20 protein-coding genes are annotated in these 25,831 nt (G+C 63.2%); 9 read left to right on the top strand and 11 right to left on the bottom strand.

Going from position 1 to position 25,831, the window contains the following annotated elements:
- Nucleotide 1 precedes the first annotated feature (1 nt).
- The 3 genes from treS to glgA all read right to left on the bottom strand — a co-directional run bounded on the left by treS (nucleotide 2) and on the right by glgA (nucleotide 8,440).
- Complete coding sequence (gene treS / locus EYW45_RS19025) at nucleotides 2-3,343, bottom strand: maltose alpha-D-glucosyltransferase (protein ID WP_161136972.1); 3,342 nt, start codon at nucleotides 3,341-3,343, stop codon at nucleotides 2-4.
- 28 nt (nucleotides 3,344-3,371) lie between these two features.
- A complete protein-coding gene (locus EYW45_RS19020; protein ID WP_202444792.1) occupies nucleotides 3,372-6,707 on the bottom strand; it encodes an alpha-1,4-glucan--maltose-1-phosphate maltosyltransferase in 3,336 nt (1,111 codons plus the stop codon).
- A 62-nt stretch (nucleotides 6,708-6,769) separates the two neighbouring features.
- A complete protein-coding gene (gene glgA, locus EYW45_RS19015; RefSeq protein ID WP_328703653.1) occupies nucleotides 6,770-8,440 on the bottom strand; it encodes a glycogen synthase GlgA in 1,671 nt (556 codons plus the stop codon).
- A gap of 393 nt (nucleotides 8,441-8,833) precedes the next feature.
- On the opposite strand from glgA, the gene EYW45_RS19010 reads away from it, so the two are divergent.
- From EYW45_RS19010 to pdeM, 4 genes are read left to right on the top strand one after another with little or no spacing between them, the layout of a single operon-like run.
- Nucleotides 8,834-9,841, top strand: coding sequence for a ligase-associated DNA damage response exonuclease (locus EYW45_RS19010; RefSeq protein WP_161136971.1), 1,008 nt, complete (start codon nucleotides 8,834-8,836; stop codon nucleotides 9,839-9,841).
- A complete protein-coding gene (locus tag EYW45_RS19005; protein ID WP_161136970.1) occupies nucleotides 9,838-11,481 on the top strand; it encodes an ATP-dependent DNA ligase in 1,644 nt (547 codons plus the stop codon). The genes EYW45_RS19010 and EYW45_RS19005 overlap by 4 nt, the downstream gene beginning before the upstream one ends.
- Entirely contained in the window at nucleotides 11,478-13,943 is a 2,466-nt protein-coding gene (locus EYW45_RS19000; protein ID WP_161136969.1) for a ligase-associated DNA damage response DEXH box helicase, read from the top strand. Before EYW45_RS19005 ends, EYW45_RS19000 begins: the two co-directional genes overlap by 4 nt.
- Nucleotides 13,940-14,638 carry a ligase-associated DNA damage response endonuclease PdeM gene (gene pdeM / locus EYW45_RS18995; RefSeq protein WP_161136968.1) on the top strand — a complete coding sequence of 233 codons (699 nt, stop codon included), beginning with the start codon at nucleotides 13,940-13,942 and terminating at the stop codon, nucleotides 14,636-14,638. Before EYW45_RS19000 ends, pdeM begins: the two co-directional genes overlap by 4 nt.
- Here pdeM and queD read toward each other — a convergent pair.
- Entirely contained in the window at nucleotides 14,599-15,042 is a 444-nt protein-coding gene (queD, locus tag EYW45_RS18990; RefSeq protein WP_161136967.1) for a 6-carboxytetrahydropterin synthase QueD, read from the bottom strand. The two genes, pdeM and queD, sit on opposite strands and share 40 nt — an antisense overlap.
- Nucleotides 15,039-15,671, bottom strand: coding sequence for a 7-carboxy-7-deazaguanine synthase (gene queE, locus EYW45_RS18985; protein WP_161136966.1), 633 nt, complete (start codon nucleotides 15,669-15,671; stop codon nucleotides 15,039-15,041). Before queE ends, queD begins: the two co-directional genes overlap by 4 nt.
- 67 nt (nucleotides 15,672-15,738) lie before the next feature.
- Between queE and arfB the strand changes: the two genes are divergently transcribed.
- A complete protein-coding gene (arfB, locus tag EYW45_RS18980) occupies nucleotides 15,739-16,155 on the top strand; it encodes an alternative ribosome rescue aminoacyl-tRNA hydrolase ArfB (RefSeq protein WP_161136965.1) in 417 nt (138 codons plus the stop codon).
- 35 nt (nucleotides 16,156-16,190) lie between these two features.
- Here arfB and EYW45_RS18975 read toward each other — a convergent pair whose 3' ends face one another.
- Nucleotides 16,191-16,655: a carboxypeptidase-like regulatory domain-containing protein gene (locus EYW45_RS18975; RefSeq protein WP_235939115.1), complete on the bottom strand. Its 465-nt coding sequence runs from the start codon at nucleotides 16,653-16,655 to the stop codon at nucleotides 16,191-16,193.
- Nucleotides 16,656-16,757: 102 nt separating this feature from the next.
- On the bottom strand, nucleotides 16,758-17,531 hold the full coding sequence (locus tag EYW45_RS18970; RefSeq protein ID WP_161136964.1) for an NRDE family protein: 774 nt from the start codon (nucleotides 17,529-17,531) through the stop codon (nucleotides 16,758-16,760).
- A gap of 266 nt (nucleotides 17,532-17,797) precedes the next feature.
- On the opposite strand from EYW45_RS18970, the gene EYW45_RS18965 reads away from it, so the two are divergent.
- From EYW45_RS18965 to EYW45_RS18955, 3 genes are all read left to right on the top strand, one after another.
- On the top strand, nucleotides 17,798-18,430 hold the full coding sequence (locus EYW45_RS18965) for a class I SAM-dependent methyltransferase (RefSeq protein ID WP_161136963.1): 633 nt from the start codon (nucleotides 17,798-17,800) through the stop codon (nucleotides 18,428-18,430).
- Between the two features lie 150 nt (nucleotides 18,431-18,580).
- Nucleotides 18,581-20,158 (top strand): DUF3999 family protein, encoded by a 1,578-nt coding sequence (locus EYW45_RS18960; RefSeq protein ID WP_161136962.1) that lies wholly within the window; start codon nucleotides 18,581-18,583, stop codon nucleotides 20,156-20,158.
- Nucleotides 20,148-20,756, top strand: coding sequence for a DUF1415 domain-containing protein (locus EYW45_RS18955; protein ID WP_161136961.1), 609 nt, complete (start codon nucleotides 20,148-20,150; stop codon nucleotides 20,754-20,756). Before EYW45_RS18960 ends, EYW45_RS18955 begins: the two co-directional genes overlap by 11 nt.
- Here the strand turns inward: EYW45_RS18955 and EYW45_RS18950 are convergent.
- The 4 genes from EYW45_RS18950 to EYW45_RS18935 all read right to left on the bottom strand — a co-directional run bounded on the left by EYW45_RS18950 (nucleotide 20,740) and on the right by EYW45_RS18935 (nucleotide 24,731).
- Nucleotides 20,740-21,570 (bottom strand): class I SAM-dependent methyltransferase, encoded by an 831-nt coding sequence (locus tag EYW45_RS18950; protein ID WP_161136960.1) that lies wholly within the window; start codon nucleotides 21,568-21,570, stop codon nucleotides 20,740-20,742. The two genes, EYW45_RS18955 and EYW45_RS18950, sit on opposite strands and share 17 nt — an antisense overlap.
- 47 nt (nucleotides 21,571-21,617) lie before the next feature.
- Nucleotides 21,618-22,385 carry a glycosyltransferase family 25 protein gene (locus tag EYW45_RS18945; RefSeq protein WP_161136959.1) on the bottom strand — a complete coding sequence of 256 codons (768 nt, stop codon included), beginning with the start codon at nucleotides 22,383-22,385 and terminating at the stop codon, nucleotides 21,618-21,620.
- Nucleotides 22,382-23,605 (bottom strand): O-antigen ligase family protein, encoded by a 1,224-nt coding sequence (locus EYW45_RS18940; protein ID WP_161136958.1) that lies wholly within the window; start codon nucleotides 23,603-23,605, stop codon nucleotides 22,382-22,384. The genes EYW45_RS18945 and EYW45_RS18940 overlap by 4 nt, the downstream gene beginning before the upstream one ends.
- Nucleotides 23,606-23,789: 184 nt before the next feature.
- On the bottom strand, nucleotides 23,790-24,731 hold the full coding sequence (locus EYW45_RS18935; RefSeq protein ID WP_161137121.1) for an ABC transporter substrate-binding protein: 942 nt from the start codon (nucleotides 24,729-24,731) through the stop codon (nucleotides 23,790-23,792).
- Between the two features lie 394 nt (nucleotides 24,732-25,125).
- Between EYW45_RS18935 and EYW45_RS18930 the strand changes: the two genes are divergently transcribed.
- The gene (locus tag EYW45_RS18930) at nucleotides 25,126-25,824 is read left to right on the top strand and encodes a (2Fe-2S)-binding protein (protein WP_235939114.1); all 699 of its coding nucleotides are present in this window, start codon (nucleotides 25,126-25,128) and stop codon (nucleotides 25,822-25,824) included.
- The last annotated feature ends 7 nt before the right edge of the window (nucleotides 25,825-25,831 follow it).

Raw genomic sequence — 25,831 nt, 5'->3', positions numbered from 1 at the left:
ATTAGCTTGCCTTATCTGTGTTGTGCGGCGTGTTGAGCAGGCGATGCGCCAGGTCGGACAGGCCAGCCAGCGGAATAGCGATCCAATCGGGGCGGTGCGAGGCTTCGTACACCACCTCGTAGGCCGCTTTTTCCAGCAGGGCCAGATCCAACAAGGCGGCGAGCGCGGCGTCGTCGATCCACGCGTGCTCGGCCTCCTGTGCCGTATTGCGGTATGCGGCGAGGAAGGCCTCGCTCGCGATGGCGCGGAATTGTTCCAGCATCTTGTCGCGGTGGGCGCGCTTGGCGGCTTCCGTGGGCGAGGGATCAGCACTCTCGCCGGTTTCCTGCGTTTTGGCCAGGAAGGCGGCCGCCGCGTAGTCGAACGATCGCAACAGACCCGCCACATCGCGCAGCGGCGTGGTCTTGCGACGACGCTCGGAGAGCGGGCGTGCAGGCTCGCCCTCGAAGTCGATCAGGTAGGCATCGCTTTGTGCGATGAGCACCTGACCTAAGTGAAAGTCGCCATGTACTCGGGTGCGCAACGTGCCCGTCATGCGCTGCGCGCGCTCGCTGATCGCCGCGAGCAAGGCGTCGCGCGATGCGGCGAGTGCGCTGCTCTGCGCACGGGCCGCTTGCGGCACATTGTTCTGAGGCGAGGCCAGCGCATCGAGCGCGCGATCCAGCATCGTGCGAATGTCCTCTGCCCACAGCTGGGCGTCGTCTGCGGTGGCCTTCTCAGGGGAGAACGCAGCGTCGTCGGTAGGCAGCGCCATGGCCGCGTGCATCTGCGCCAGCCGCTTGCCGATCGCTCCTGCCACTGCCGCGTAACCCTGCAAATCTTCGACGAAGTCCTCTGCGGTTTCGTTGATGAGGCTGGCGTTTTCCAGTGCGTGCGACAAATAGTCCATTGTCCAGGCCCAGGCATCGCCCTGGTTGGTGACGTTGGCGTGCAGCAGCATCAAGGTGCTCGGCGTGCCGTCGGCGTCAATGCGCACCACCTCGCCGTACAGCGCCGCGGCGTTCTCGTATCCAAGCGTCGTCAAACGGCGCGTCATTTCCACTTCGGGGTGCACGCCCGGCACCACCCGGCGCACGATCTTGGCAATGGCCTTGCCGCCAATCACGAACGAGCTGTTGGATTGCTCACCATGGAACCAGCGCACTTCGGCGTCGTCCGGCAACGCCAGCGTATCGATGCCGGCTTCCGGGCGGAACACGATCGAGCCGTGACCGGTAACTTGCTCCACCGGCAGGGTCGTGCTTTTACGCAGATTGTCGATCAGCGCAAACGCGAATCCCGGCAGTGTGAAGGCATCGGTGACCATGCCCATCTCGGGGCCGCGGCGCACGCGCGCCAGCGCATACTGCTGCGGCATTGGCGGAAGATTTTCGGTCCACATCAAGGCCAGCGGCAGCTGATAGCGTTCGACGGCCTCGCCGAATTTCACGTCGAACTCAGCCAGGAACATTTCATGTTCGCCGCCCGGCAATGGCGTGGCATAGGCCAGTTGCGCAAGCGTTGGCTTGCGATCCTTGGCGAACCAGCGTTGACGTGCCAGGTACAGCGGCAGCACCTCCTGGCGCAGGGTGGTCAGGGAGCCGTCGGTCAGTTGATAACCTTCGCGGCCGCGCAGCACGAGCGTCACGTATTCGGGCATTTGTTCGGGCATCGTTGCATGCCACGCCGGGGGCGTTGCATCCTCACTCAATTCAAACCAGTAAAAGCCGTAGGGCGGAAGCGTCAGCAGATAAGGTAGTTCGCCGATCGCGGGAAACGACGTGCCGCCCAGCAACTCGACCGGCACGCGGCCATTGAAGCCCGCCATGTCGAGTTCGACGGGCTGCGATGCATTCGACATATTCGCCACGCACAACACCGACTTGCCTTCGTGCTCGCGCAGATACGCCAGAATCTTGCGGTTGCCGGGATAGAGGAAACGCAGCTTGCCGCGGCCGAACGCATTGGTCTGCTGACGCTTGTCCAGCATGCGGCGCGTCCAATTCAACAGCGAATGCGGATCGCGTTGCTGCGCTTCGACGTTGACGGCTTCATAGCCATACAGCGGCCCCATCAACGCCGGTAACGGCAAACGTTCGGGATCGGCGCGCGAGAACCCGCCGTTGCGATCCGGGGACCACTGCATCGGCGTGCGTACGCCGTCGCGGTCGCCCAGATGAATGTTGTCGCCCATGCCGAGTTCGTCGCCGTAATAGATGACGGGCGTGCCCGGCATCGACAGCAACAGGCTGTTCATCAGTTCGATCCGGCGACGATCGCGCTCGAGCAGTGGCGACAGGCGGCGCCGGATCCCCAGGTTGATACGCGCGCGGCGGTCGGCGGCATACACATCCCACAGATAGTCGCGCTCGCTGCTCGTCACCATTTCGAGCGTCAGCTCATCGTGATTGCGCAGGAAGATGGCCCACTGGCAGTTTTCCGGAATGTCCGGCGTCTGGCGCATGATGTCGGTGATCGGGAACCGGTCGGCCCGCGCGATCGCCATGTACATGCGAGGCATCAACGGAAAGTTGAACGACATGTGGCATTCATCGCCCGTACCGAAATATTCCTGCGCGTCTTCCGGCCATTGATTGGCCTCGGCCAGCAACATGCGCCCCGGATAGTTCTTGTCGATTTCGACGCGGATCTGCTTGAGCACCGCATGGGTCTCGGGCAGGTTTTCGTTGTTCGTGCCTTCGCGCTCAATCAGATACGGCACCGCATCCAGCCGCAGACCGTCCACGCCCAAGTCGAGCCAGAAGCGCATCACGCTCAACACTTGCTCGATGACTTCGGGATTGTCGTAGTTCAGGTCGGGTTGATGCGAATAGAACCGGTGCCAGAAGTAGGCCCCCGCAACGGGGTCCCATGTCCAGTTCGATTTTTCGGTGTCGCAGAAGATCACCCGCGTGCCGGCGTAAGCCTGATCGTTGTCCGACCACACATAATACGCACGCTCGGGCGAGCCGGCCGGTGCTTCGCGAGCACGCTTGAACCAATCGTGCTGGTCGGAAGTGTGGTTGACCACAAGCTCGGTGATGACCCGCAACCCGCGCTCGTGCGCCGCATCGATGAAACGCTTCGCATCTTCCAGCGAGCCATAATCGTCGTGCACGCCGCAATACTGAGCGATGTCATATCCATCGTCGCGGCGCGGAGAGGGGTAAAACGGCAACAGCCACACCGTATTGACGCCCAGTTCGGCGATGTAGTCGAGCTTGGCGATCAAGCCCTGGAAATCACCGACGCCGTCGTTGTTGGCGTCGAAAAACGATTTCACGTGCAACTGATAAATGACGGCGTCTTTGTACCAGAGCGGATCGTCGCGGTTGGCCGCGTTCACGCTTTCGAACTTCTGCATAATCGTTGTCTCGCTTTTATTCTTCGGTTTACTGCGGCAGGCGCAGGCGCCACACGGCATAAGGCCGATCCGGCGTGAGCGATACGAATTGCTGTTTGCCGTGCCAGGTTTGTGTGCCGCCATTGATCAGGTCGTCGACTTGCAGTGCGCCGTCATCCGGCAACCCGAAGGTCCAGACGGGAAGCTCGATGGCTGCGGACTGCGGCTCGAAAGGATCGAGGCTGATCGCCACCAACACGACGTTGTCGCGGGCAGGCGTCGATTTCATGAAGTACATGATGCGGTCGTTATGCGCGACCAACGCTTGAAAACCCAGGTGGGTTTGCAACGCCGGATTATCGCGCCGCAACCGGTTCATCTGCGTCATTTCGGCAATGATGTTGCCGGGACGGCTCCAATCCCAGGCAACCACTTCGTACTTCTCGCTGTCCAGATACTCTTCCTTGCCGGGCAGCGCACGGCCTTCGCACAATTCGAAGCCGCTATACATGCCCCACAACCCCGACGTCGTCGTGGCCAGGGCCATGCGAATCAAAAAGCCCGGTCGGCCCGAGCGCTGAAGAAAGCGCGGGTTGATGTCGGGCGTGTTGACGAAGAAGTTGGGACGGAACTCGTCGGACACCGGCGGCGTGTTGATCTCTTCCATGTAGGCGACCAGCTCGTCTTTGTTTTCGCGCCAGGTGAAATAGGTGTACGACTGCGAAAAGCCGACCTTCGCCAGGCGATACATCATCTTGGGGCGAGTGAAGGCTTCGGACAAGAAAAGTGCATCGGGGCAATGGCTCTGCACTTCCGAAATCATCCATTCCCAAAATGGCAGCGGCTTGGTGTGCGGATTATCGACGCGGAAAGTGCGAACGCCGTGATCGGTCCAATACAAGATCACGTCGCGCAACGCTTCCCACAACCCCAGTTGCTCGGCGGGCGACGCACCAGTGCTGTAGAAGTCGACGTTGACGATGTCTTCGTATTTCTTGGGCGGATTCTCGGCGTAGCGCATCGAGCCGTCTGCCCGCCAGGCAAACCACTCGGGATGGTCTTTGAGCCACGGGTGATCGGGCGAGCACTGGATGGCGAAGTCGAGTGCGATCTCCAGACCATGCTCCCGCGCCGCAGCCACCAATCGGTGAAAGTCATCCACAGTGCCGAGTTCGGGGTGGATGGCGTCGTGACCGCCGTCGGCAGACCCGATGGCATAGGGGCTGCCAGGCTGGTCCGCCAGCGCGTTGAGACTATTGTTCTTGCCCTTGCGATTCTTCAAGCCGATCGGATGGATCGGCGGGAAGTACAGCACGTCGAAGCCCATGTCGCGAATGGCCGGCAGGCGCTTGATGACGTCATCGAACGTGCCGTGGATCGCCGCATCGCCGCTTTGCGAACGGGGAAACAATTCATACCAGCTGGCGAACTGCGCCGCTTGGCGATCCACCCATACCGGCAATGCCTGTGGACTGAACGTCTCGAAGGGGTGCGCGCATGCGATCGCCATCGTGGCGGCGGTGTCGTCGGCAAGCAAGCGAGCAATTTGCTCCGGCATGGCCGCCGGTATTTGCGTCGTCGTGCTGGTGCTCATGGACACCGGCGTGCCTACCACCAACGTCAACTCGGTCAGATCGCGCACAGCCTGACCCTGATCGCGATTGTCTTCCACGGTAAAGCGATTGGCACGCGCATTGGCCGTGTCGTTGGCGCGCTTCAACGCATGCGCGACCAGCAACCGGCCTTCTTCAACCTCGAGCGACACGTCCAATCCGGCCGCGTGCTTTTTGCCCAACTCGTCGCGGTATGACTCCCACTCATCGCGCCAGGCGCAAATCCGAAACTCGTGTCCGCCCACGCGTTGTGCAGTGAAGCTGGCTTGCCAGCGATCGTTCGGCAACTTGAGCATGCGCACGCTTTGCCATTTGGGCTCATCCAGTGCGCGCCAGTGCAGTGCCACGGCGAGGCGATCATGACCATCCATGAATACGTCGGCTTCGACATCGATCGTGTCGCCAACCACGCGCTTGATTGGAAAGCGGCCGTGATCCACGACCGGCGTGATGCTCTCGATGGCAATGCGCGGCATCGACAACGGATCCGCCTCGTCGACCGCGATGCCGGCAGGGTGCACGCGTGCGAGCACCGGCGCTGCCGTCCGCATGCGCAGCATCACAGCGCCACCAGGGGGAAGCGTGACGGGCAGGTGGGTGGTGGCCTCGGCGGGATCGGACCCCTCATCGGCCACGCGCGATTCAACTTCAACGAAGCCATTGGGCAAACGCGATGCGAGCAGGCGCGCGTCGGGTTCGACCGCGCGATGGTTCGAGCTATTGACGAGCAACAACGCGCCGCGCGAATCTGCCGCATCATCGTCGCCGTCGGGTGCGGTGCCCAACGGATCGTGACGGAAGAATGCGAACCAGGCGCCGTCGGGCGCGGCCACGCGATGCAGGCGGCCGCTCGGGCGATGCTCGTGGATCAGCCAGCGATTGACGGTACTGATGCGCAACTGCGCCGCTTCACCTTCGGCGCACGCGGCGCTGACGAGCAGGCCGTCGGCGGTTTGCGCGGCCGTCCACAATGCCCGCTCGGTGATGTCGGCCGACGGCGGGTTGACGGAACCGTCTGCGGCGACGTCGTCATGCAGAGCGGCGACGCAGGCAATCACGGGTGCCACGCGACTCAGGCGGTCGTACTCTGTAAAGAGCCATTCGCTACGGTAATCCCACCACGGCAGCGAGCCAAACGTGAAGTCGAAAGCAATGCCCTGAATCGCATCGAGTTGCTGGGGCGACAGGCCGGGTGTCCACGCGGCGAGCACGGCATGGGGATGTGAGGCATTGATGCGCTCGACCACGACGCGCCAGTCGTCAGCCGCGATGGCGCCGATGTCCATCAGACGGAAGCCCGATGCACCCGCATCGAGCAGGGCAGCCATCGAGGCGATTCGGTGTTCAAGGTAAGCGGAATGGAGACGACCCGCAGTACGCAAAGCCAGGCGATTGCCGCTGGCGGGGCGCCCGTGGCGAGGATCGAGATAGACGCGGCTTTCTTCGGCGCCGACAAACCAGTCACCATGCTCGGCAACCAGAGCGGTGTCTTCGGCCACGCTGTCCAGTGAGATGTCGAACCATGCGCCCAGGCCCATGTCGGCTGCTGCGCTCAAGCTTGATTGCACCCCCACCAGACCCATCTCAGGCGACCCACCCAGCATTGCGCTGGGCGCGCCGAATGCAATGCTGTCGAATCCTAACGATCTGGCCGCTTCACAAGCCAGTACCACGTCGGCGTCTTCCGACCCTTGGGAGAGTCGGGAGGCGGACCCCACGAGCACATTCGAAATGTCGTAAATACGCGGGGCCGATGCCTTCGTTGTCATCATAGGATGTCCTAGTAGTGTAGGGGGTGTGCAGGGCTCCTTTCGGGAAGCTGGACCGACGGCCGTCAGGCGGCCGCGGCTCCCGGCAGGAGTCGCTCCTGACGGGTATCGTCGGAGCGGGCTTTCCGCCTTGCAGCAACTGCCTTGCCCGCCGTGGCAACAGCCTTCGCCATGGCGGTTTTCGGCAATGCACTGGCGGCTGCGCCCACCGCGCGAACGGGGGAGGGCTTGGCCACGGAAACGACGGCCGGCGCGGGCGCCACCATCAATTCGACCGGCACGATCGACTTGAACAACTGCGCATACACCGGCGCGCAGCGATCCCAGCTGAAATCTGCCGTCATGCCGTTGTATTGCATCTTGCGCCACAACTCGGGCTGCTCGGCATGCAACGCCACGGCGCGGTCGATGGCGCCGGACATTGCGTCCACCGTCTCGCCTTCAAAGAGGAAGCCGCTGGCGTGCTGTGCAGCGTCTGCACTGCTGCCCACGCCGGGATCGGAGATCGTGTCGGCCATGCCACCCGTTTTCGAGCCGATCGGCAATGTGCCGTAGCGCATTGCATAAATGGGCGTCAGGCCGAATGGCTCGAAGCGGCTGCCGTGCAGCAGGATATCCCCGCCGGCGTGCAGCAGGTGAGCCGTTTTTTCATTGAAGCCGATGCGCACCGAGAAGCGATTCGGAAAGCGCTCCGTGGCAGATTTCAACGCGTGTTCGAGGCGCTTGTCGCCTTGACCAATCAGTGCCACCTGCAGATTCGGATGCTTGTCCAGCGCACGTGGAATGGCTTCTGCGGCCAGATCAGCCATCTTTTGCGTCGTCAGTCGGCTACCCATCACCATCAGCGTGGTGCTGGGATCTACGGTCAAGCCGAAGGCTTCCTGCAGCTCGCGCTTGCAGGTTGCCTTATTGGTGAGGTCGTTGGCGTTGAAGCGGCGATGCGGGATCTGCTCGGCGCGATCCGGATCCCACACATCGACATCGATGCCGTTAGGGACGGGCACAAGCGAATCGGCGCGGCTTTGCAGCACGCCTTCCAGCCCGCAGCCGAATTTGGGCGTGAGGATTTCACGGGCATAAGTGTGGCTGACCGCAGTGATGCGGTCGGCAAACAGGATGCCCGCCTTCATGAAATTGAGCTTGCCCCAGAATTCGATGCCGTCGGGCGTCAGATATTCTGGTGCGATGCCAAGCTTGGGTGCCAACGACATGTCATACACGCCCTGGAACGCCAGATTGTGAACGGTCAGAACGCTCTTGACCTTCTTGACGCCGGCTTGATGCATGAAGAGCGGAATCAACGCCGCGTGCCAATCATTGGCGTGCACCACGTGCGGTGCCGGCAGTGGCGTGTGACCGGCCGCAATGCGTGTGGCCGCATGTGCGAGCGCCGCAAAGCGAACGGGATTATCTTCGTATTCCTGACCATTCTCGTCGACGTAGAGATTGTCGCGATCGAACAGCGCATCGTTTTTAAGCAATAACACCGGCAGCCCAAGCGCATCGCAATAGGCCGAAATCAGTGTGGCTTCACCACCCGGCAGACCCCGCAGCGGCGCGACTTCGCGCGCATTCTGCACTTGGTCGATCACGCCGCGATACGCCGGCAGAAGCAGCGTCAAATCGCCACCCTGCTTGTCGTAGGCGCGTGCCATGCCACTGATTGCATCGCCCAACCCGCCGGTTTTCGCCAGGGGATAGGCTTCCGAAGTCACCGCCAAAATTTTCAACGCCACAGTAAGCACTCCTATGTCGATGCGTGAGGCGCATCTGCTCAGGCAATTCCGGCCCGATTCGGAGAGTGGTTCGCTTAAGCCGGCGCCGGTGCTCAATAAGGCCGGCGGGGGTTGGTACTGCAAAAAACCTGTTGCAGTGCCGAAACAAATCACCCGTTCATAAATTCCGTTTGAAACTACGCAACTGCCGTGCCTGAGTCGCCGACCTAGACCTGATCGCTCACAGCATGCACTTTTTTGGTGTGCACTGCACCAAAATGGACCCGAATCTGCTCCGATTCGATGCATTACGCCCGATTTCGGAAGGATATTTGCAGGATGCCCTGCATTTATTTCAGGGCGATGGCGCGTTTCTTGCGCTGTAGTGGCGAACTTTTGTCAAAATTAACGGTTATGGATCTGATCGTCGCTCGTCCAGAAGGACTGTATTGCCCTCCCGGCGATTTTTATATTGATCCTTGGCGCCCCGTCGATCGCGCGGTTATCACGCATGGCCATTCCGACCATGCAAGAGTTGGGCACCAGCATTATCTCGCCGTGGATCAAAGTCGCGGCGTCCTTGACGCGCGCTTGGGCAACATTCGTCTGGAGACGCTTGCCTATGGCGAGTCGCGTATTCACAACGACGTATCCATCAGCTTTCATCCGGCAGGCCATGTGCTCGGATCGGCGCAGGTGCGCGTTGCGTATCGCGGCGAGGTTTGGGTCGCATCAGGTGACTACAAGGTTGAGGACGACGGCACGTGTACACCCTTTGAGCCTGTTCCGTGTCACACTTTTATTACAGAGTCGACATTTGGTCTGCCGATCTATCGTTGGGATCCGCCGACGGTTTTGAATGCGGATATTAATGCGTGGTGGCGTGCCAACGCGGCCGAGGGGCGCACGTCGATCGTCTTTTGTTATGCCTTCGGTAAGGCGCAGCGATTGCTGCACGGACTTGAAGCCGATATCGGGCCTATCGTCGTGCATGGCGCGGTCGAGCGCCTCAATGCGGTTTACCGCGAGGCGGGCGTGACGCTGCCGCCGACGTTGCGGGTGTCCGACCTCAGCGCGGATACGCCGCTGAATCGCGCTCTGGTGGTGGCCCCCCCTTCGGCGCAAGGCACACCGTGGATGCGGCGCTTCGGCGACTATGTGGATAGTTTCGCCAGTGGCTGGATGCGGCTTCGTGGCGCCCGTCGGCGGCGCGGCGTGGACCGGGGATTCGTGATGTCGGATCATGCCGATTGGCCGGGGCTGATGCGGGCGATTGCCGGTACCGGCGCGCAGCAGGTTTACGTCACCCACGGCAGCGTGGCCACGCTGGTGCGCTGGCTTGATGAACAAGGTTTGGACGGCCGGGCCTTCAAAACCGAGTACGGCAACGAAGAGGACGATACGGAGGCCGACGCAGCATGAAGGCCTTTGCCGAGCTTTACGCGGCCCTGGATGCCACGACGTCCAATAACGCCAAGCTGGCTGCGATGGTGGCGTACTTCAAGCAGGCAGCGCCTGCCGATGCCGCGTGGGCGGTGTACTTCCTGGCGGGTGGCAAACCGCGGCAACTGGTGCCGGTCAAAGTGCTGCGCGAATTTGCCGTCAAGATTTCCGGCGTGCCGTTGTGGCTCTTTGAGGAGAGCTACGAGGCCGTGGGCGATCTGGCCGAAACGCTGTCGTTGCTGCTGCCGCCCGGCAGTGGCGACGACGACATGGGTTTGGCGCAGTGGATGCAGGACCGTCTGCTGCCCATGCGGGGTCAGCCGCCCGAGGCCTTGATCGCCCACCTCACCACGTATTTTGCGCCGCTTGGCACAGTCGAGCGGTTCGTCTGCGCCAAGCTGTTGACCGGGAGCCTGCGCGTCGGGGTCTCGAAGCTGTCGGTCACCAAGGCCTTGGCGCAAGTGGGTGAACTGGACGCCAAGCAGGTGGCGCATCGCTTGATCGGATACACGGACGTGTCGGCACGTCCCGATGCGGCGGCTTACGCGCGCCTGGTGGCGCCGGCCTCTGACGATGCCCATGTGCAGGCGGGCGCTCAGCCGTATCCCTTTTTTCTCGCCCATCCGCTGCAGACTGCGCACGAGACGTTCGATGCGCAACTCGGCCCGCCCGATCGGTGGCAGATCGAATGGAAGTGGGATGGCATTCGCGCGCAAATCGTGCGGCGGGCCGGCGAAGTGCACGTGTGGTCACGCGGCGAGGAGCTGGTGACCGACCGCTTTCCCGAGTTGATCCGCATCGGCGGTCAACTGGCCGACGGCACTGTGCTGGATGGCGAGATCGTCGTATGGCGCGACGATCGCGTGCAGCCTTTCGCCGTGCTTCAGCAGCGTCTGGGCCGCAAAACCGTCGGCCCCAAACTGTTGAACGATATTCCGGTGTCGTTCATGGCATTCGACATTCTCGAGGCGGCGGGCGCCGATCTGCGCACGTTGCCGCAATCCGCGCGGCGAGCGCAACTCGAGGCGTTGGCCGCCACCGTTACCGACAGCGGTCTGCAAGTGTCGCCGTTGCTGACGGGCGCGACTTGGGCCGCACTGGCGCAGCAACGCGAAGCGTCGCGCACATTGGGTGTGGAAGGGATGATGCTCAAGCATCGCGACGCGCACTATGGCGTGGGCCGTACGAAGTCCAGCGGCACCTGGTGGAAATGGAAGGTCGATCCGTTCGCGATCGACGCGGTGCTGCTCTACGCGCAGCGGGGCCACGGCCGCCGCGCCAGTCTGTACACCGATTACACGTTTGCCGTGTGGGATGCGCCGGAAGGCGACCCCGCGCGCAAGCTGGTGCCGTTCGCCAAGGCCTATTCGGGCTTGACCGACGCCGAGATCCGCAAGGTGGACGCCATCGTCCGGTCGACCACGATCGAGAAATTCGGCCCGGTGCGCAGTCTCAAGCCGTCGCAGGTATTCGAATTGGGCTTCGAAGGCATCGCCCGCAGCGCCCGCCATAAAAGTGGTATCGCGGTACGCTTTCCGCGCATGTTGCGGTGGCGCACCGACAAGAAAATCGAGGAGGCCGATACGCTGGCCAGCCTCTCCGAACTGCTGCCGCAATGACGATCGGCCAGGATGTGCGCGCGTGGTTTGCGGGGCAGGGATGGAAGGCGTTCGCGTTTCAGCGTGAGGTATGGACGGCCATGCGCCAGGGCAAGAGCGGGTTGCTCCACGCCACCACCGGAGCCGGTAAAACCTATGCGGCATGGCTTGGCGCGCTCCAGGCTTTTTCGGGCAAGACGACGACCGCGCGGGCGGCCCCGCCGCTTACCGTGTTGTGGCTGACGCCCATGCGGGCGCTGGCGGCCGATACGGAGCGCGCGTTGAATGCGCCGTTGGCCGATCTCGATTGCGGTTGGACCGTGGGTGTGCGCAGCGGCGATACGGTATCGAGTGTGCGTGCCAAACAGGATCGCCGCTTACCGACCGCGTTGATCACCACGCCGGAAAGCCTGTCGTTGATGTTGGCGCACAAGGACGCCCAATCGCGGCTATCGCATGTACGTGCCGTGATCGTCGACGAGTGGCACGAGTTGCTGGGCAACAAGCGCGGGGTGCAGGTGCAATTGGCCCTGGCACGTTTGCGTCAATGGCAGCCTGAGCTGGTGGTGTGGGGCCTGTCGGCTACGTTGGGAAATCTGCCCGAAGCGATGGCGGCGTTGCTGCCTGCCGATCGCGCAGGCGATGGCGTGCAGGTGCAGGGCAAGGTGCCCAAGTCGATCACGATCGACACGCTCATTCCGCCCACGCCCCAACGCTTCCCGTGGGCCGGTCATATGGGGATGTCGATGCTGCCGGCAGTGGTTGATGAAATCGCGCAGCATTCCAATACGTTGATCTTCGTGAATACGCGGTCGCAGGCCGAGCGCTGGTATCAGGCGCTGCTGGAAGCCTGCCCGGAATGGGCCGGGGTACTGGCGCTGCACCACGGTTCGTTGGCGAAATCGGCCCGTGATTGGGTCGAGCAGGGGTTGAAGGCTGGCAAGTTGAAGGCGGTGGTGTGCACGTCAAGCCTGGATCTGGGCGTGGACTTCCTGCCGGTCGAGCGGGTGTTGCAGATCGGCTCGCCCAAAGGCGTGGCACGGCTGCTTCAACGGGCCGGGCGCTCGGGCCATGCACCGGGACGGCCGTCGCGCGTGACCATGGTACCCACGCACAGTCTGGAGCTGGTGGAAGCCGCCGCTGCGAGGGCGGCCGCGCGGGCCGGCCATATCGAATCGCGCCGCTCGCCCGATAAGCCATTGGACGTGCTGGTGCAGCATGCGGTCACGGTGGCACTGGGCGGCGGATTTCACGCCGACGCGTTGTATGCGGAAGTCCGGCAGGCGCACGCCTACCGGTCGCTGACCGAATCGGAATGGGCCTGGGTACTGGATTTCATTCGACAGGGCGGACGCTCGCTGGGCGCGTATCCCGATTATCGGCGCGCCGTGCCGGACGACGAAGGCATCTGGCGCGTGCCCGATGCGGCCGTGGCGCGCCGGCATCGCATGAGCATCGGCACCATCGTGGGCGATGCCAACATGACAGTGCGGTACTGGTCGGGGCGTGGCGGCGGGGCGCGCCTGGGTACGGTCGAAGAGAGTTTCATCGCGCGCCTGAAGAAGGGTGACTGCTTTCTGTTTGCCGGTCGCTTGCTGGAGCTCGTGCGCACGCACGAGATGACGGCCTATGTGCGGCGCGCCACCGGCGCCCGGGCCGCCGTACCGCGCTGGAATGGCGGTCGCATGCCGCTCTCCAGCGAGTTGGCTGAAGCGGTCGTGGATGCGTTGGACGACGCCGCAGCCGGGCAGTACAACAGTTCCGAATTGCGTTGCGTGGCGCCGCTGCTGGCCTTGCAGGCCGAGTGGTCGGCCCTGCCGGGCCGCGGTCGCGTGGTGGTCGAAACGCTGCATTCGCGCGAAGGCACGCATCTTTTTCTCTATCCCTTTGGCGGGCGGCATGCGCATCTGGGATTGGGAAGCTTGCTGGCGTGGCGCGTGGCGAGCGTGAGCCCGGCCACGTTTTCGATCGCGGTCAACGATTATGGGTTGACCTTGCTCACCCCGGACGACTTCGACTGGGCACCGGTGCTCACACCGTCGCTCTTCTCCGAGGCGCGCCTGCATGAAGATATTCTGGCCAGCCTGAATGCCGGCGAGTTGGCGCAACGCCGGTTTCGCGAGATCGCCCGGGTGTCGGGGCTGGTGTTTCAGGGCTATCCGGGGGCCTCGAAAAGCGCCCGCCAGATTCAGGCGTCGTCAGGGCTGTTCTACGAGGTATTTCGCAACTACGATCCGGAGAATATGTTGCTGTCGCAGGCCGAGCGCGAAGTGCTGGATCAGGAGCTCGAATTGGAACGCCTGCGCGGCGCCTTGCGCACGTTGCGCGAGAGCACGCTGGTGTTTCGCGCGCTCAAGCGCCCGTCGCCCTTTGCCTTTCCGCTTCTGGTGGAACGCATGCGGGAGAAGCTCTCGACCGAAAAACTGGCGGATCGCGTGGCGCGCATGGTGCGCGATCTCGAACGTGCGGCGGATCGCGTATGAGCGCGCCAATCGTGAACGTCAACGGCCATGTGTGGATGCTCCTGCCGCAGCGGGCGATCTGGTGGCCGGCGCAGGCGTGCCTGATCATTGCCGATCCGCACTTCGGCAAGGCGGCAACCTTTCGCGCATTGGGCGTTCCGGTGCCTGCCGGCACCACGCAGGGTAATCTCGACCGGCTCGACACCCTGCTCGACGCGTGGCCGGTAAAACGTCTCATTGTGTTGGGCGATTTCTTGCATGGCCCGACCGGTCGAAGCGCCGCGATGATGGCGGCATTGGCCGCATGGCGCGCGAAACGTCCCGATCTGCATTGCGTACTGGTGCGCGGCAACCACGACGATCGCGCGGGGGATCCGCCGAGCGCCCTGCGGTTCGAGATCGTGGATGAGCCGTACGTGCTGGCCGGCGTGGCGTGCTGGCATTATCCGCCAGCCGAATCGCCGCCGAACGGTGCCGCGTACGCGCTCGGTGGCCATGTGCACCCCGTGACCGTGCTGCGCGGCCGGGGGCGCGAGCGCCTACGGTTGCCGTGCTTCGATCTTGGACCCACGGTGGGCGTGCTCCCGGCGTTCGGGGAGTTTACGGGCGGCTGGAATATCGAGGCCGCACCGGGTCATCGGTTGTTTGCGGTCGCCGGCGACGCCGTGGTGCCGCTTCAGCCGACGCAGTCGGCCCAACAGTTGGGCGTTTCGTAAAGACGCACGCGCAACAGGCGGAGCGCCTGACCGAAGTGCCCGGCATAGTGCGGGGCAAGCGTGTCGAACGCCACGCGGGCCAGATTTTCGGCCGTAGGAATGCAGTCGATCACGACCGTCTTGTGATCGGGCAGTGTGTCGAGAAAACCCCGCACGGCCGCGTCGCCCGCATAGACCAGAAAGGCATGATCCCAAAGGTCGACCAGATAGGTCTTGGCGATGCTCTTGATCTCGGAAAAATCCATGACCATGCCATTATCGGAATCGCCGGCGTGCGACACGACGTCGCCGGTGAGTGTGATTTCGAGCACATAGCGATGGCCGTGCAGATTGCGGCACTGGCTGCGGTGATCGGGAATGCGATGTCCGGCGTCGAACTCGAGCTTGCGGGTAACTGAAATCATGGAATGCCGATGTATTTGTGGGTCTGCAGGCTCAGGCGCCATTGCGGATTATCGCTGCAGAACTTGACGGCAGCTTCCGTATTGGCGCGCCGGGCCGGCCCGTCCATCGGTTGAATGAAAAAGTGCTTGAAATCGAGATGCGCGAAGGCCTCAGGCAACGCGTCGACCTGCGGATAAACGAGTTTGAGTTCGTGCCCGGAGGTCACGCAAACGGGCGCGCGGCCCTTGGGGCTGACGCAGATCCAGTCGATGCCGGGCGGGGGCGCTAGAGTGCCGTTGGTTTCGATCGCCACTTCAAAATCCCGCGCATGCATCGCATCGAGCAGGGCGGGGTCAAGCTGCAGCAAGGGTTCGCCACCCGTGAAGACCACATACCGGTGATCGCGGTCGGGCCCCCAGTGGGCAGCGATATTGTCGGCCAAGGCATCGGCCGTGGCGAATTTGCCGCCGCCCGTGCCATCCACGCCGACGAAATCGGTGTCGCAGAAGGTACAGACGGCGGCGGCGCGGTCGGCCTCTCGGCCGGACCACAGATTGCATCCGGCAAAGCGGCAGAAGACGGCGGCACGGCCGGCTTGAGCGCCTTCGCCCTGAAGGGTTTTGAAAATTTCTTTAGCCGCGTAAGTCATGCATGAGAGTTCGGTTAGTGCGATCCGACTGGGCGAAACCCAGCCAATGACGATAGACTGCGAGCCTATGATTCACATCACCGGTCACGTCTACCTCGACCCCGCCGACATCGAGCTCAGCATGATTCGCGCGCAGGGCGCGGGGGGGCAGAATGTCAACAAAGTGTCCAACGCGGTGCACTTGCGTTTCGACGTGGGCGCATCGGGCCTGCCCGACACGCTCAAAGAGGCGGTGCGAAGTCGCCCCGATCATCGCGTAACGAAAGAGGGCGTCGTCGTCATCAAGGCGCAATCGTACCGCAGCCTGGAAAAAAACCGCAGCGATGCGCTTGAAAGGTTGGTGGGATTGTTGCGCGAGGCCGCCAAACCGGTCAAACCTCGGCGCGCCACTCGGCCTACATTGGCGTCCAAAAAGCGCCGGCTGGTGGGCAAAGTGCGCACGGGCGACATCAAGAAGCTGCGCTCGAAGGTATCTGCCGACTGACGCTTGAACGCCGATTTTTCGCCCGCCGGTCGACCTCAGTCTTTCCAGTCGAAACGAATTTGCGTGCTGCCGCCGGCCTTGACGGTCACGTCGCGCGTTTGCGATTTGCCGTCTGCATCGGCGCGGACCGTATAGGTGCCGGGCTCGAGCTTGACGAGCAGGTAGGGGCCATCGGCCTTCACATCAAGCACTTTTGCGCCGCCTTTCTTCTCGATGCCAACCTGAACATTGGCCATGTAGGCGGCGTCGCCCCCCTGGCGCGGCGACGCGAAGATCAGGGCGAGCGAATATTGCGACATCGCCTGCTTGATCGATTCCGACTCGTCGGAACCGATGCCGCCCATGACGTACTGCACACTGCCTTGCGTTTGCACCGGGGGCAATTCGGCACGGGCTTCGTGCATGGCAAACAGCGCTGCCGCAGACAGAAGCATCACGCCGCCTGCGAGACGGGTGCGTTGCGCCACATGGGTCATGCTTTCGGACAACATTTTCATCATTGCACTCCAGAGTAAGCCGATCGACGTCTGCATTCTGGCAGGGGGATGTAAATCAGGTGCGTGCACCTGTTGCGGCTTCTCGCACAATGGTGACGAGTCCTTTCACAGCGGCGTGCGCCACGTTTCTGTGTGCTCGCCGATCGCCTCGCCGCTGGCGTCATACCGGCGTTCCACGTAACGGGCGTGGCCGACGTCGCTTAAGGCGTATACGGTGGACGAACGCGTGCCGTACGTCGGGCTGATGATGAAGGCGCTGCTCAGCAGGCGTTCCTGCTCCAGGCTCAATCCCGTCTGGGGCAACACGTCGTCGTGGGCCACATCGCGGTTGCGTAAGGCCGAGAACAGGGCGGCGTCGTCCAGAGGGCCGGCCTGCGCCAGCACGGCGTCGATCCGCGCCTGGGTGGCGACGCTTTTCGGCCACGGACTGTCGAGCAGATGGTTCGAGAGGGCGTAGCGCCCTGGCGGCAATCGGCGCGGCGCGGGTCCGCGATTGCTCGCATACCAAACGGCATCGGTGTCGCCGACGACCACGTTGAAACCGGCATATCGAGACATATCGGGCGCCAATCGCCGCAGATACTGCTCGGGCGTGTCGGTGCCGCGCAGAAAGCGGGCCACCAGTGCGCCGCGTGACGGCGCATCGGGCGCCACACGAGCGGCGGGTTCGCGATAGTTGGTGACGAGGGCAAAGCGCCCGGAGCGGGTAGCGCCCATCCACGTGCCCCCTGCGACGGCATCGCGGCCGCCGTAGACGCCTGGGGCATCGGCCCATTCGGCGAGCGCGCGCGTAGGGCGCTCATGAAATTCGTCGCGGTTTGCCGCGATGAGCAAGGCGAAACCGGGCGCGGCATGAACGTGAATCACGGCAAGACACATCTGTTGAACCGCTCCTGCATCGGCTGTCATCACGTCCAGGCATGGATCGTGCTGTGGATGAACCAAGTTGTATTGAGGAGAAACATACATGAAAGGCATCCTGCTCTGGCTCATCGGTATTCCGATTCCCATCATCATTCTGCTCTATTTGATCTTTTGATCGTGCGCGTGCTCGATGCACGCCCATCCGGCTGACCTATACTGGTCGCTCGCATCCGCCCCTTCCGGGGCGGATTGTTTTTGGGCGAGACCGCAATAGGGCAACAGTGATCGACGACGATACTTCGCAATCGAATACCCGCACGTTGGCGCACTACGCCCGCAACGCCGACGCCTTTCGAGCCGGCACCGCCGACCACGACGTCAATCAGAACCTCGATGCCTTGCTCGGCGCCATTGCGCTCGAACGTCCGCGCATTCTGGATCTCGGGTGCGGACCGGGGCGCGATTTGCTGGCGCTCAAGGCGCGCGGTGCGCAGCCCGTCGGCCTGGATGGTTCGGCTCCCTTTGTGGCGATGGCGCGGGCCGATTCGGGCTGCGAGGTCTGGCATCAGGATTTTCTCGCGCTCGATTTGCCGCCTGCACGCTTCGATGGCATATTCGCCAACGCATCGCTTTTCCACGTGCCCATCGCCGATCTACCACGCGTTCTTAACGCGTTGCACACCACGCTGGATGCCTCGGGCGTGCTGTTCAGCTCCAATCCCCGGGGCGACAACCGCGCTGGTTGGCAGGGCGAACGCTATTGCGTTTTTCACGACCTCGAACAGTGGCGGAAGTATCTGCATGACGCCGGTTTCGATGAGATCCACCACTACTACCGGCCTGAAGGCCTGCCGCGCGCGCAGCAACCGTGGCTCGCCAGCGTGTGGCGCAAGCGTCCGCCGGCGGCCGGCTGAATGCAGCGGCGCGGGCGTGCGACCGAAATCGAACGGTAAAAACCTGACAACTCGCTGTAGCGCAAAGCCTGGCTTGGCGCACGCCAACTTATGCTAGATTGCGTGACGCTTTCAGCGCATCTTGCCGGAGCGGGTCTAGACGGGGGTTGAGTGAGTATCGGTTTTCGAGCGCTGGGCGCGCAGTTGGGCCGCGCCGCGCGAATGATGGTTGGGGTGCCGCTGCTATGGGCTGCAGGCGTCGCGACGGCGATCGGGGCCGATGCGCCCGCGGTGCCGGCGCCGATTGCTTCGCCCTTTGCGTGGGTGGCACCATTGGAGGGCGACGAGCCGGGCCAGATGCATCGCGTGCAGATTCCGCTGCAGGTGTACGACACCGCACGCGATCCGCGGCTGCAGGATGTGCGCGTGTTCGATAGCCGGGGTGTGGCGATGCCGTTTGCGTGGGTGCAGCCCAAGCTGGGCGAGACCTCGCAAACGCCCGAAATCGCCGTGCCGCTGTTTCCGGTGCAGTTGACCGCAACCAGCAGCAGGCGTCGCGGCAGCAGCGATGGCTTGAGTGATCAGGTCGAGCGCAATGAAGACGGCAGCCTGCGGGCCTCGGCATCGGCGGCCGCGTCGCCCGCGCGCAATCCGAACGCGGTGGTGCTCGATCTGAGCCGTATCCGCGGGGATCTGCAATCGTTGGTGCTCGCCGATTTTCAGGCGCGCACCGGCATGCACAATTTTCGGCTCGACGCCAGCGACAACCTCGAGGATTGGCGCGTGGTGCGGCAGGAAGCGCAGATCGTGCGGTTGTCGCATGGCGACATGACCGTTGAGCAAAACCGGGTGGAACTCGGCAACCGCTCGAGCGACACGTCGCGCTATCTGCGTATCGTGTGGAGCGATCCCGCGACCGCGCCGAAGCTGTCGCGCGTCACCGTGCGCGTCAATACCCATCCGGGCAGTGCACGGCCCATGTTGTGGACCGAGCCGCAAAAGCCGGTGGGGGCCGAGGGGCAAAGCTTCACGTTTCAGGCGCCGCCGGCCATGCCGATCGAGCGGTTGCGTGTGAATTTGCCGCAAAGCGATGTGCTGTCACCCGTACTCGTCTATCAACTGGTGCAGGCCGCGGCCGCACCGGCAGCGGCGACCGGGCAGGGCGCTACACCGGCGCCGGCTGCCGGCACCTGGACGTGGCAACTGCGCGCGCAGGCCGTGTCTTACCGCCTCGAAAGCAGTATCGGCGAAATCGTCTCGCCCGACGTGTTGCTTGGCGGCAGTCCGATGCCGTCGTTCGGCGTGAGCCTGGATCCGCGCGCAGCCAATGCATCGCGGCCGCCCACGGTACAGATTGGCTTCAGCCCCCGCACGCTGGTGTTCACAGCCCAGGGCGTGGCGCCCTACGTGATGGCGTGGGGTGCAGACAACATGGGCGATGTGTCCGTGCCGCCTTCGACGCTGATCGTGGGCTATGACGGCATCGAAACGCTGCCCGCTGCCGTGACGGCGCGCTATCCCGGACGCCGCGATGCGGGCGATACGTTGAAGCTGGCGCCGCCGCCCAAACCGCCCGCGCCGCCTGTGCAGCCGTTCCGGCTGGCCGATCAATGGTGGTTCACGCTGCTGCTCGCCGCGGTCGACATGGTGCTGTTGCTGATCTTCTGGCGTCAGGCGCGCCGCGCGTATCTGGCGCCCACCAAGCGGGCGGGCGCCGCGCGTTCAGGGCAGGCTCGTCGTGGCGGCTGACGCGGCGCGCGACGCCGCCATCGTGCACGACGTCGAGCGGTGGCTGGTACGCGCAGTGATCGGCCTGAACCTCTGTCCGTTTGCGCGCAGCGTGCACGTCAAGCGGCAGATCGCCTATCGCGTGAGCCACGCCACCGAGCCCGAAGCAGTGCTCGCCGATTTGAGTCTGGCGTTCGATACGCTGGAAGCCGCCGATCCCGCAGCCATCGATACGCTGCTATTGATCGTGCCCGAGGGGTTCGACGACTTCCTGGCGTTCAACGATATGGCGGCGCTTGCCGAGCGCCTGCTCAAGCGGTTGCGATTGCGCGGCGTTTTTCAGATCGCCACCTTTCATCCGGACTACCAGTTTGCCGGTGCCGGCCCGGACGATATCGAGAACTACACCAACCGTGCGCCGTATCCCATCCTGCACCTGCTGCGCGAAGAGAGCGTGACCCGTGCCGTGGATGGCTTTCCCGATCCGGATTCGATTTATGAGCGTAACCAGGCGCGGCTGCGCGCCTTGGGGCATCGGGGCTGGCGCGATCTGATGGATGCGCCTGACGACGGCGAGGATGGGGCGGGGCGGGGCGGGCCGCTTAAGCCGGCGTCGTGAAGAACCGCTCGCGCATCTCTTCCAATCCCAGTGTTTCGAGCATCGCCTCCAATCGGGCGGCGGGGCGCGCGCGCGGCAACTGCTTGTCCTGCGCGATGATGAGCTCATTCTTCATCGAGTGCTCCCAGCCAACGAGTTCGGTGACGGTGACTTGATAGCCGTGCGCTTCGAGTTGCAGGCTGCGCAGTACGTTGGTCGCCTGGCTGCCGAATTCGCGGGTATGCAGGGGATGGCGCCACATTTCGACAAGCGGATTGCCGCCGAGCATCTTGCCTTTGTTCTTGCGCAGACGCGTGGCCACTTCGGCCTGGCAGCACGGCACGACCACGATGTATTTCGCCCGCTTGCGCAACGCGAAATGGATGGCATCGTCGGTGGCGGTATCGCACGCGTGCAAAGCGGTGACGATGTCTACCTGATCGGGCAAGGCCGGTGAATCGATGGCATCGGCCACCGACAGGTTGAGAAACGACATGCGATCGAACCCAAGCTTGTCCGCCAGTGTGCGCGACGCCGTGACAAGCGCCTCACGCGTTTCGATGCCGTAGATGTGCGACGTATCCTGGATGGCCTTGAAGAACAGGTCATACAGGATGAACCCCAGATACGACTTGCCGGCGCCATGATCGGCCAACGTGACACGGCCATGTTCGGCGTGCACGTCTTTCAGCAGCGGCTCGATGAAGTTGAACAGGTGATAGACCTGCTTCAGCTTGCGGCGGCTGTCCTGATTCATATTGCCGTCGCGCGTGAGGATATGCAGCGCTTTGAGCAGTTCGACCGATTGGCCGGGGCGGATTTCGGGTGCGGACATCGTGGGGAATCAAAGCGGGGACGAGCCCGCAATCTGAGCGAAAGCGGCTATTTTACGCGTGGCAGCCGCACCGTCAGAAGCGGGCGCACCACACTGCGATGGAACAGCCGGGCGGCGCGGGCGGTGAGGGCACGCGCGGGAGCCGCCCGACGACGTCGATCGCCCGAGATGGTGGACTGCGCGGCTTCCGCCGCTTCCCACACGCAGGGCGGGCTGACGGCATAGAGCTGCAGTCCGGCGTCCTGGGCGATGGCTTCCCAATGATCGGCGGCAGTCCAGATGGGATCGCGGGTGGCGCACAGGGCGCGCGCGGCCGCAAGGGTGACGATATAGCCGCCGGTCAACCAGACGCCGCCCTCGGCCCGCACGAGCGAGCGGTTGCCCAAGCGGCGTGCGCCCAGACGCCAGCCGCGACCGACGTGGGTGAGTTGGATCATGGCCGGCCTCCCGGCGTCGATCCGCGCCGTCAGGCTGGAGGCGCCCGACGTCGCCAGAAGATCGGTGATGTCGTCCGCCAGGACCACGTCGTCTTCGAGAATCAAGGCGTGCGGAATGCGCTCGGCCACGATGCGCCGATACACCTCCAGGTGGCTGCATGCGCATGCGACTTCGGTCGGACTCAGCTCGCCATAGACGCGACGTGCGCGTGCCATGTCGGCGCGGGCGAGCACGGCAGCGCGCGCCGCACCGCGACCATCGACCGCATCGATCCAGTGCGCGGCAAGCCCGTGCGCCTGAAGGCGTGCCGCCATGCTGTCGCGGCGCGCGGTTTCCGTCGCCAGGTTGATGACGAAGCAGGGGATCGTGTCAGTCATGCGGGATGGACGCGCCGATTATTCTGGCCGAGATGGCTCACGGCCATGGCCAGACACAAGCTCACCATGACGGCATAGAAGGACGCGGTGCGCATCGATCGGAACATCGTCTCGGTGACCCCGAACGATAGAAAGCCCAATACGACGCAGAGCCCCAGGGCGCAGAACGCCCGTCGGGTCTGATCCAGATCGCGAATCCGGCTGGCAAGGATCCACGCCGGAATCCCATAAACCATCAGCAGAAACGAGGCCAGGCCAACCAGGCCATAAGTGGCTGCCACCAGCAAGATGTCGTTGTGGGGCTCACCCCAGTTCGATGCCACGAGCGGCGAGATCACGCCGCGATCGCCCAGCTTCTTCATCTTCTCCCGGAAGGCCGGGCCACCGCCCACGCCAAATACGGGGTGCTTCTCGATCATGACGCGTGCGGCGCGCCAAAGCTGGAATCGGATGCACACGGACGTTTCCGCTTTTGGCCGTTCGACGCATTCCTGCGCCTCGTCGATGGCTTTGCCGATCCGATCGTTGTGCTGATGGGTCACGCCAATCACGGTAACGATCGCGACCAGGAGCGCACAGACGACCGCTTTGATGCGCCAGGAAATACGCCTTTCCACCACACACGCAATGATGAACACGGCCGGCAGCGCCAGCCAACTGGTACGCGTTTCCGACAAATACACGCCGTAAAACCCCAGCGCTGCGGCAGATAACTTGAGTGCGGCCTCGAGCTTCGGCCAGCGCGTAAGCGTCCACATGAGGCTCACGACACACACACAGGCATACAGAAATGCCAGGTTACCGAACTCCACCGTGTTGTATTCGGTGTAGGCCAGGGTGTCGGGGCGCAGTCGGCCATTGACGGCCGTAAAGGTCACATCCGGGAAAGCCAGAAGAAACGTGCAATACAGGGCACCGGCAATGAAACCCCATTGAATGTGACGCAAAATGGCCGGATTCAGGCGCGAGAAAAGCCAGAGCATTGGCACCATACAGGCCAGACGCATCGTCTTTTCGAACGTGGCCGCATGCCAGCGGCCGTGGGTCCATTGGGCAATCAGAACGATGGCGACGGCGGCGGCCGCTGCCAGTATGAAGGGCCGCCAGATGCGCCACTCGGGCCACACCGGCTGCTTGCGATAACGCATGACGCCCATGCCGATCAGGGCGATCAACAGCAGCCCATACATGAATGCGCTGCCGTAACTGCGTGTTGTCATGATCAGCGCCGGCGCCAGAGCGACGACCACGGTCACGAAAACACTAAGGGCGTTGCCTAACATCTAAAACACTCCAAACCCGACGCAATGTGGCGCGATTATTGCATGTGGCGTGCAAGCGTTTACGCTCAAATGGCCCTCATCCTGTTACAAATCAGCACGGCACTTCGCTGGCTGCCGGGCCTTAAAGCGCAGCGGACACTCGCGCGGATACATCCGGGCTTACCCACGACTTCCACGTGTCGCCATGCGTTTTGAAGAAGTAAGCCACTGCGGCGTCGATATCGGCGCCTTGTTTCTCGAGCCAGCCCAGGGTGTCGTCGATAACCGGCGCCGGCATGTTCACCTTTTCAATAAACGCTTTCACCTGGGGTGCCTGTTGCGCAAATGCCGCATTCATGCCGGTCACCACGGGATTCGGCTTGAACTCGGTCGCGACCGGATTCGTGCAGGCGGGGTCGGTCATGCAGGTATATGCTTTTTGATCGAAAGGAGGGAGCTCGAGTTTGACAAGGTCCAGGCCACCGACCAGCGCGGTAGGCGTCCAGTAATAGAACACCACATCGCGCTTGCGTTTATAGGCCGACACGATCGCTGCCTTTTGCGCCGCCCCGGCACCTGGCGCGAACATGACGAAATCGTTCTCCAGTTTCAGCGCCTTCATCAGGTTGTCGTTCAGCGTGCCGCAGGCCCAGCCGGCAGGACAGCCAAAGATACGGCCGCGGTTGGGATCCTCGGGATCCTTGAACGCGTCCTTGTGTCGCGCCAGATCGCTGGCCTTCTTGAGATCGGGAAATTTCTCGGCCGTGTAGCGTGGGATATACCAGCCTTCGCCGGCATCGAACACATGGCCCACGCCGATCACCTTGCCGGATGCCGTGGCCTTCTGCCACGCGCCTTCGATCTGGCCTGGCCACACCTCGGGCGTGATGTCGACGTCTCCGCGTTGCAAGGCGGCGAGCATGGCCAGGGTTTCGCCTTGCTCCACCTGCGTTTTGCAGCCGTAGCCTTTTTCGAGGATGAAACGCTCGATGCCGGCCATCAACAGATTCGATTCCCAGTTCAGACCGCTGAACTTGATCGGTCGATCGACCTCACACGTGGGCGCAGCCGCATGGGCGGTCATCGCGGCGAGGCTCAAGGCGAGAGCGGTAACGGTACGGCTGAGCACGCGCTTCAACGACGTCGAATGCGTTGCAGTGGGGCTGGAGAAAGCGGATCGGGGAAGCAGAGCGGTAGCAGAGGATCGGGCAAGAGACATGGCGGTCGATGACATGGGGTGGTGCGCGGGGGGTTGACGATGGCAAAAGCATACCTGCGTGTCGAGGGCTTGAATCGCCGCGTCTACAAACCGCAACGTTTCCGACTGAAACGGCATGGCGCGCGTCTGCACGCCTGGATCGTCGTTGGCCGATGGGAACGCTGCTTGCGCCCGGCGGTACGGTACTTCTAGCGGTGCCCCATGCCGTGACCACACCGGCTCTCCTCGCGCCGCGCTCCCCTATTCAAGGAAATCAACGATGTCCATGACCTCACCTCAGGCGCAGCCATCGCGCGGCGCCGCGCATGCCTCGCCTGCCAACCGATCGGCGTCTGGTGCGACCGCGCCCGACATGGCCGCCATGCAGGCTGCTGCCGCCAACACCATGCCCACCGACGTTCGAGCCGCCGAGACGCCCATGCCGGTTCGCGCCGACAACCCCGTATCTGAACGGGCCGAGGCCACGGTGGCCGCACCCGCCGCCCGTGGCGCGCAAGATACCGTACCTGTGCGGCTCAAGATCAACGGCCGCGACGAGTCGCTCGATCTCGACCCGCGCACGACCCTGCTGGATTGCGTGCGTGAGCATTTGCATCTGACCGGCACGAAGAAGGGCTGCGACCACGGCCAATGCGGCGCCTGTACGGTGCACGTCAACGGCAAGCGGGTGAATTCCTGTTTGCGTTTGGCGGTCACGCATGATGGGGACGAGATCACCACGATCGAGGGCTTGGGCCAGCCGGGCAATCTGCATCCCATGCAGGCATCCTTCGTCGCCCACGATGGCTATCAGTGCGGCTATTGCACCTCTGGCCAGATCATGTCGGGCGTGGCGTTGCTGAACGAACCCTGTGGTGCCAGCAACGCCTGTGTGAAGGAGGCAATGAGCGGCAATATCTGCCGTTGCGGCGCCTACTCGAACATCGTGGCCGCCATCCAACACGTGCGCCAAGGCTGAGGAGCGA

The sequence above is a fragment of the Schauerella aestuarii genome (genome assembly GCF_009866805.1).
GTDB classification, from domain to species: Bacteria; Pseudomonadota; Gammaproteobacteria; order Burkholderiales; family Burkholderiaceae_B; genus Schauerella; species Schauerella aestuarii.
Note: the sequence above shows the minus strand (reverse complement) of the source record. Positions and strands in the feature narration are given on the sequence as shown.

Coding starts and splice junctions, on each gene's coding strand:
- treS (WP_161136972.1), bottom strand. CDS start 3,343: ATGCAGAAGTTCGAAAGCGTGAACGCGGCCAACCGCGACGATCCGCTC.
- EYW45_RS18945 (WP_161136959.1), bottom strand. CDS start 22,385: ATGACTGACACGATCCCCTGCTTCGTCATCAACCTGGCGACGGAAACC.
- arfB (WP_161136965.1), top strand. CDS start 15,739: ATGATTCACATCACCGGTCACGTCTACCTCGACCCCGCCGACATCGAG.
- EYW45_RS18950 (WP_161136960.1), bottom strand. CDS start 21,570: ATGTCCGCACCCGAAATCCGCCCCGGCCAATCGGTCGAACTGCTCAAA.
- EYW45_RS18935 (WP_161137121.1), bottom strand. CDS start 24,731: ATGACCGCCCATGCGGCTGCGCCCACGTGTGAGGTCGATCGACCGATC.
- EYW45_RS19005 (WP_161136970.1), top strand. CDS start 9,838: ATGAAGGCCTTTGCCGAGCTTTACGCGGCCCTGGATGCCACGACGTCC.
- pdeM (WP_161136968.1), top strand. CDS start 13,940: ATGAGCGCGCCAATCGTGAACGTCAACGGCCATGTGTGGATGCTCCTG.
- queE (WP_161136966.1), bottom strand. CDS start 15,671: ATGACTTACGCGGCTAAAGAAATTTTCAAAACCCTTCAGGGCGAAGGC.
- EYW45_RS18970 (WP_161136964.1), bottom strand. CDS start 17,531: ATGTGTCTTGCCGTGATTCACGTTCATGCCGCGCCCGGTTTCGCCTTG.
- queD (WP_161136967.1), bottom strand. CDS start 15,042: ATGATTTCAGTTACCCGCAAGCTCGAGTTCGACGCCGGACATCGCATT.
- EYW45_RS18975 (WP_235939115.1), bottom strand. CDS start 16,655: ATGATGAAAATGTTGTCCGAAAGCATGACCCATGTGGCGCAACGCACC.
- EYW45_RS19010 (WP_161136971.1), top strand. CDS start 8,834: ATGGATCTGATCGTCGCTCGTCCAGAAGGACTGTATTGCCCTCCCGGC.
- EYW45_RS18930 (WP_235939114.1), top strand. CDS start 25,126: ATGTCCATGACCTCACCTCAGGCGCAGCCATCGCGCGGCGCCGCGCAT.
- EYW45_RS18940 (WP_161136958.1), bottom strand. CDS start 23,605: ATGACAACACGCAGTTACGGCAGCGCATTCATGTATGGGCTGCTGTTG.
- EYW45_RS19020 (WP_202444792.1), bottom strand. CDS start 6,707: ATGATGACAACGAAGGCATCGGCCCCGCGTATTTACGACATTTCGAAT.
- EYW45_RS19000 (WP_161136969.1), top strand. CDS start 11,478: ATGACGATCGGCCAGGATGTGCGCGCGTGGTTTGCGGGGCAGGGATGG.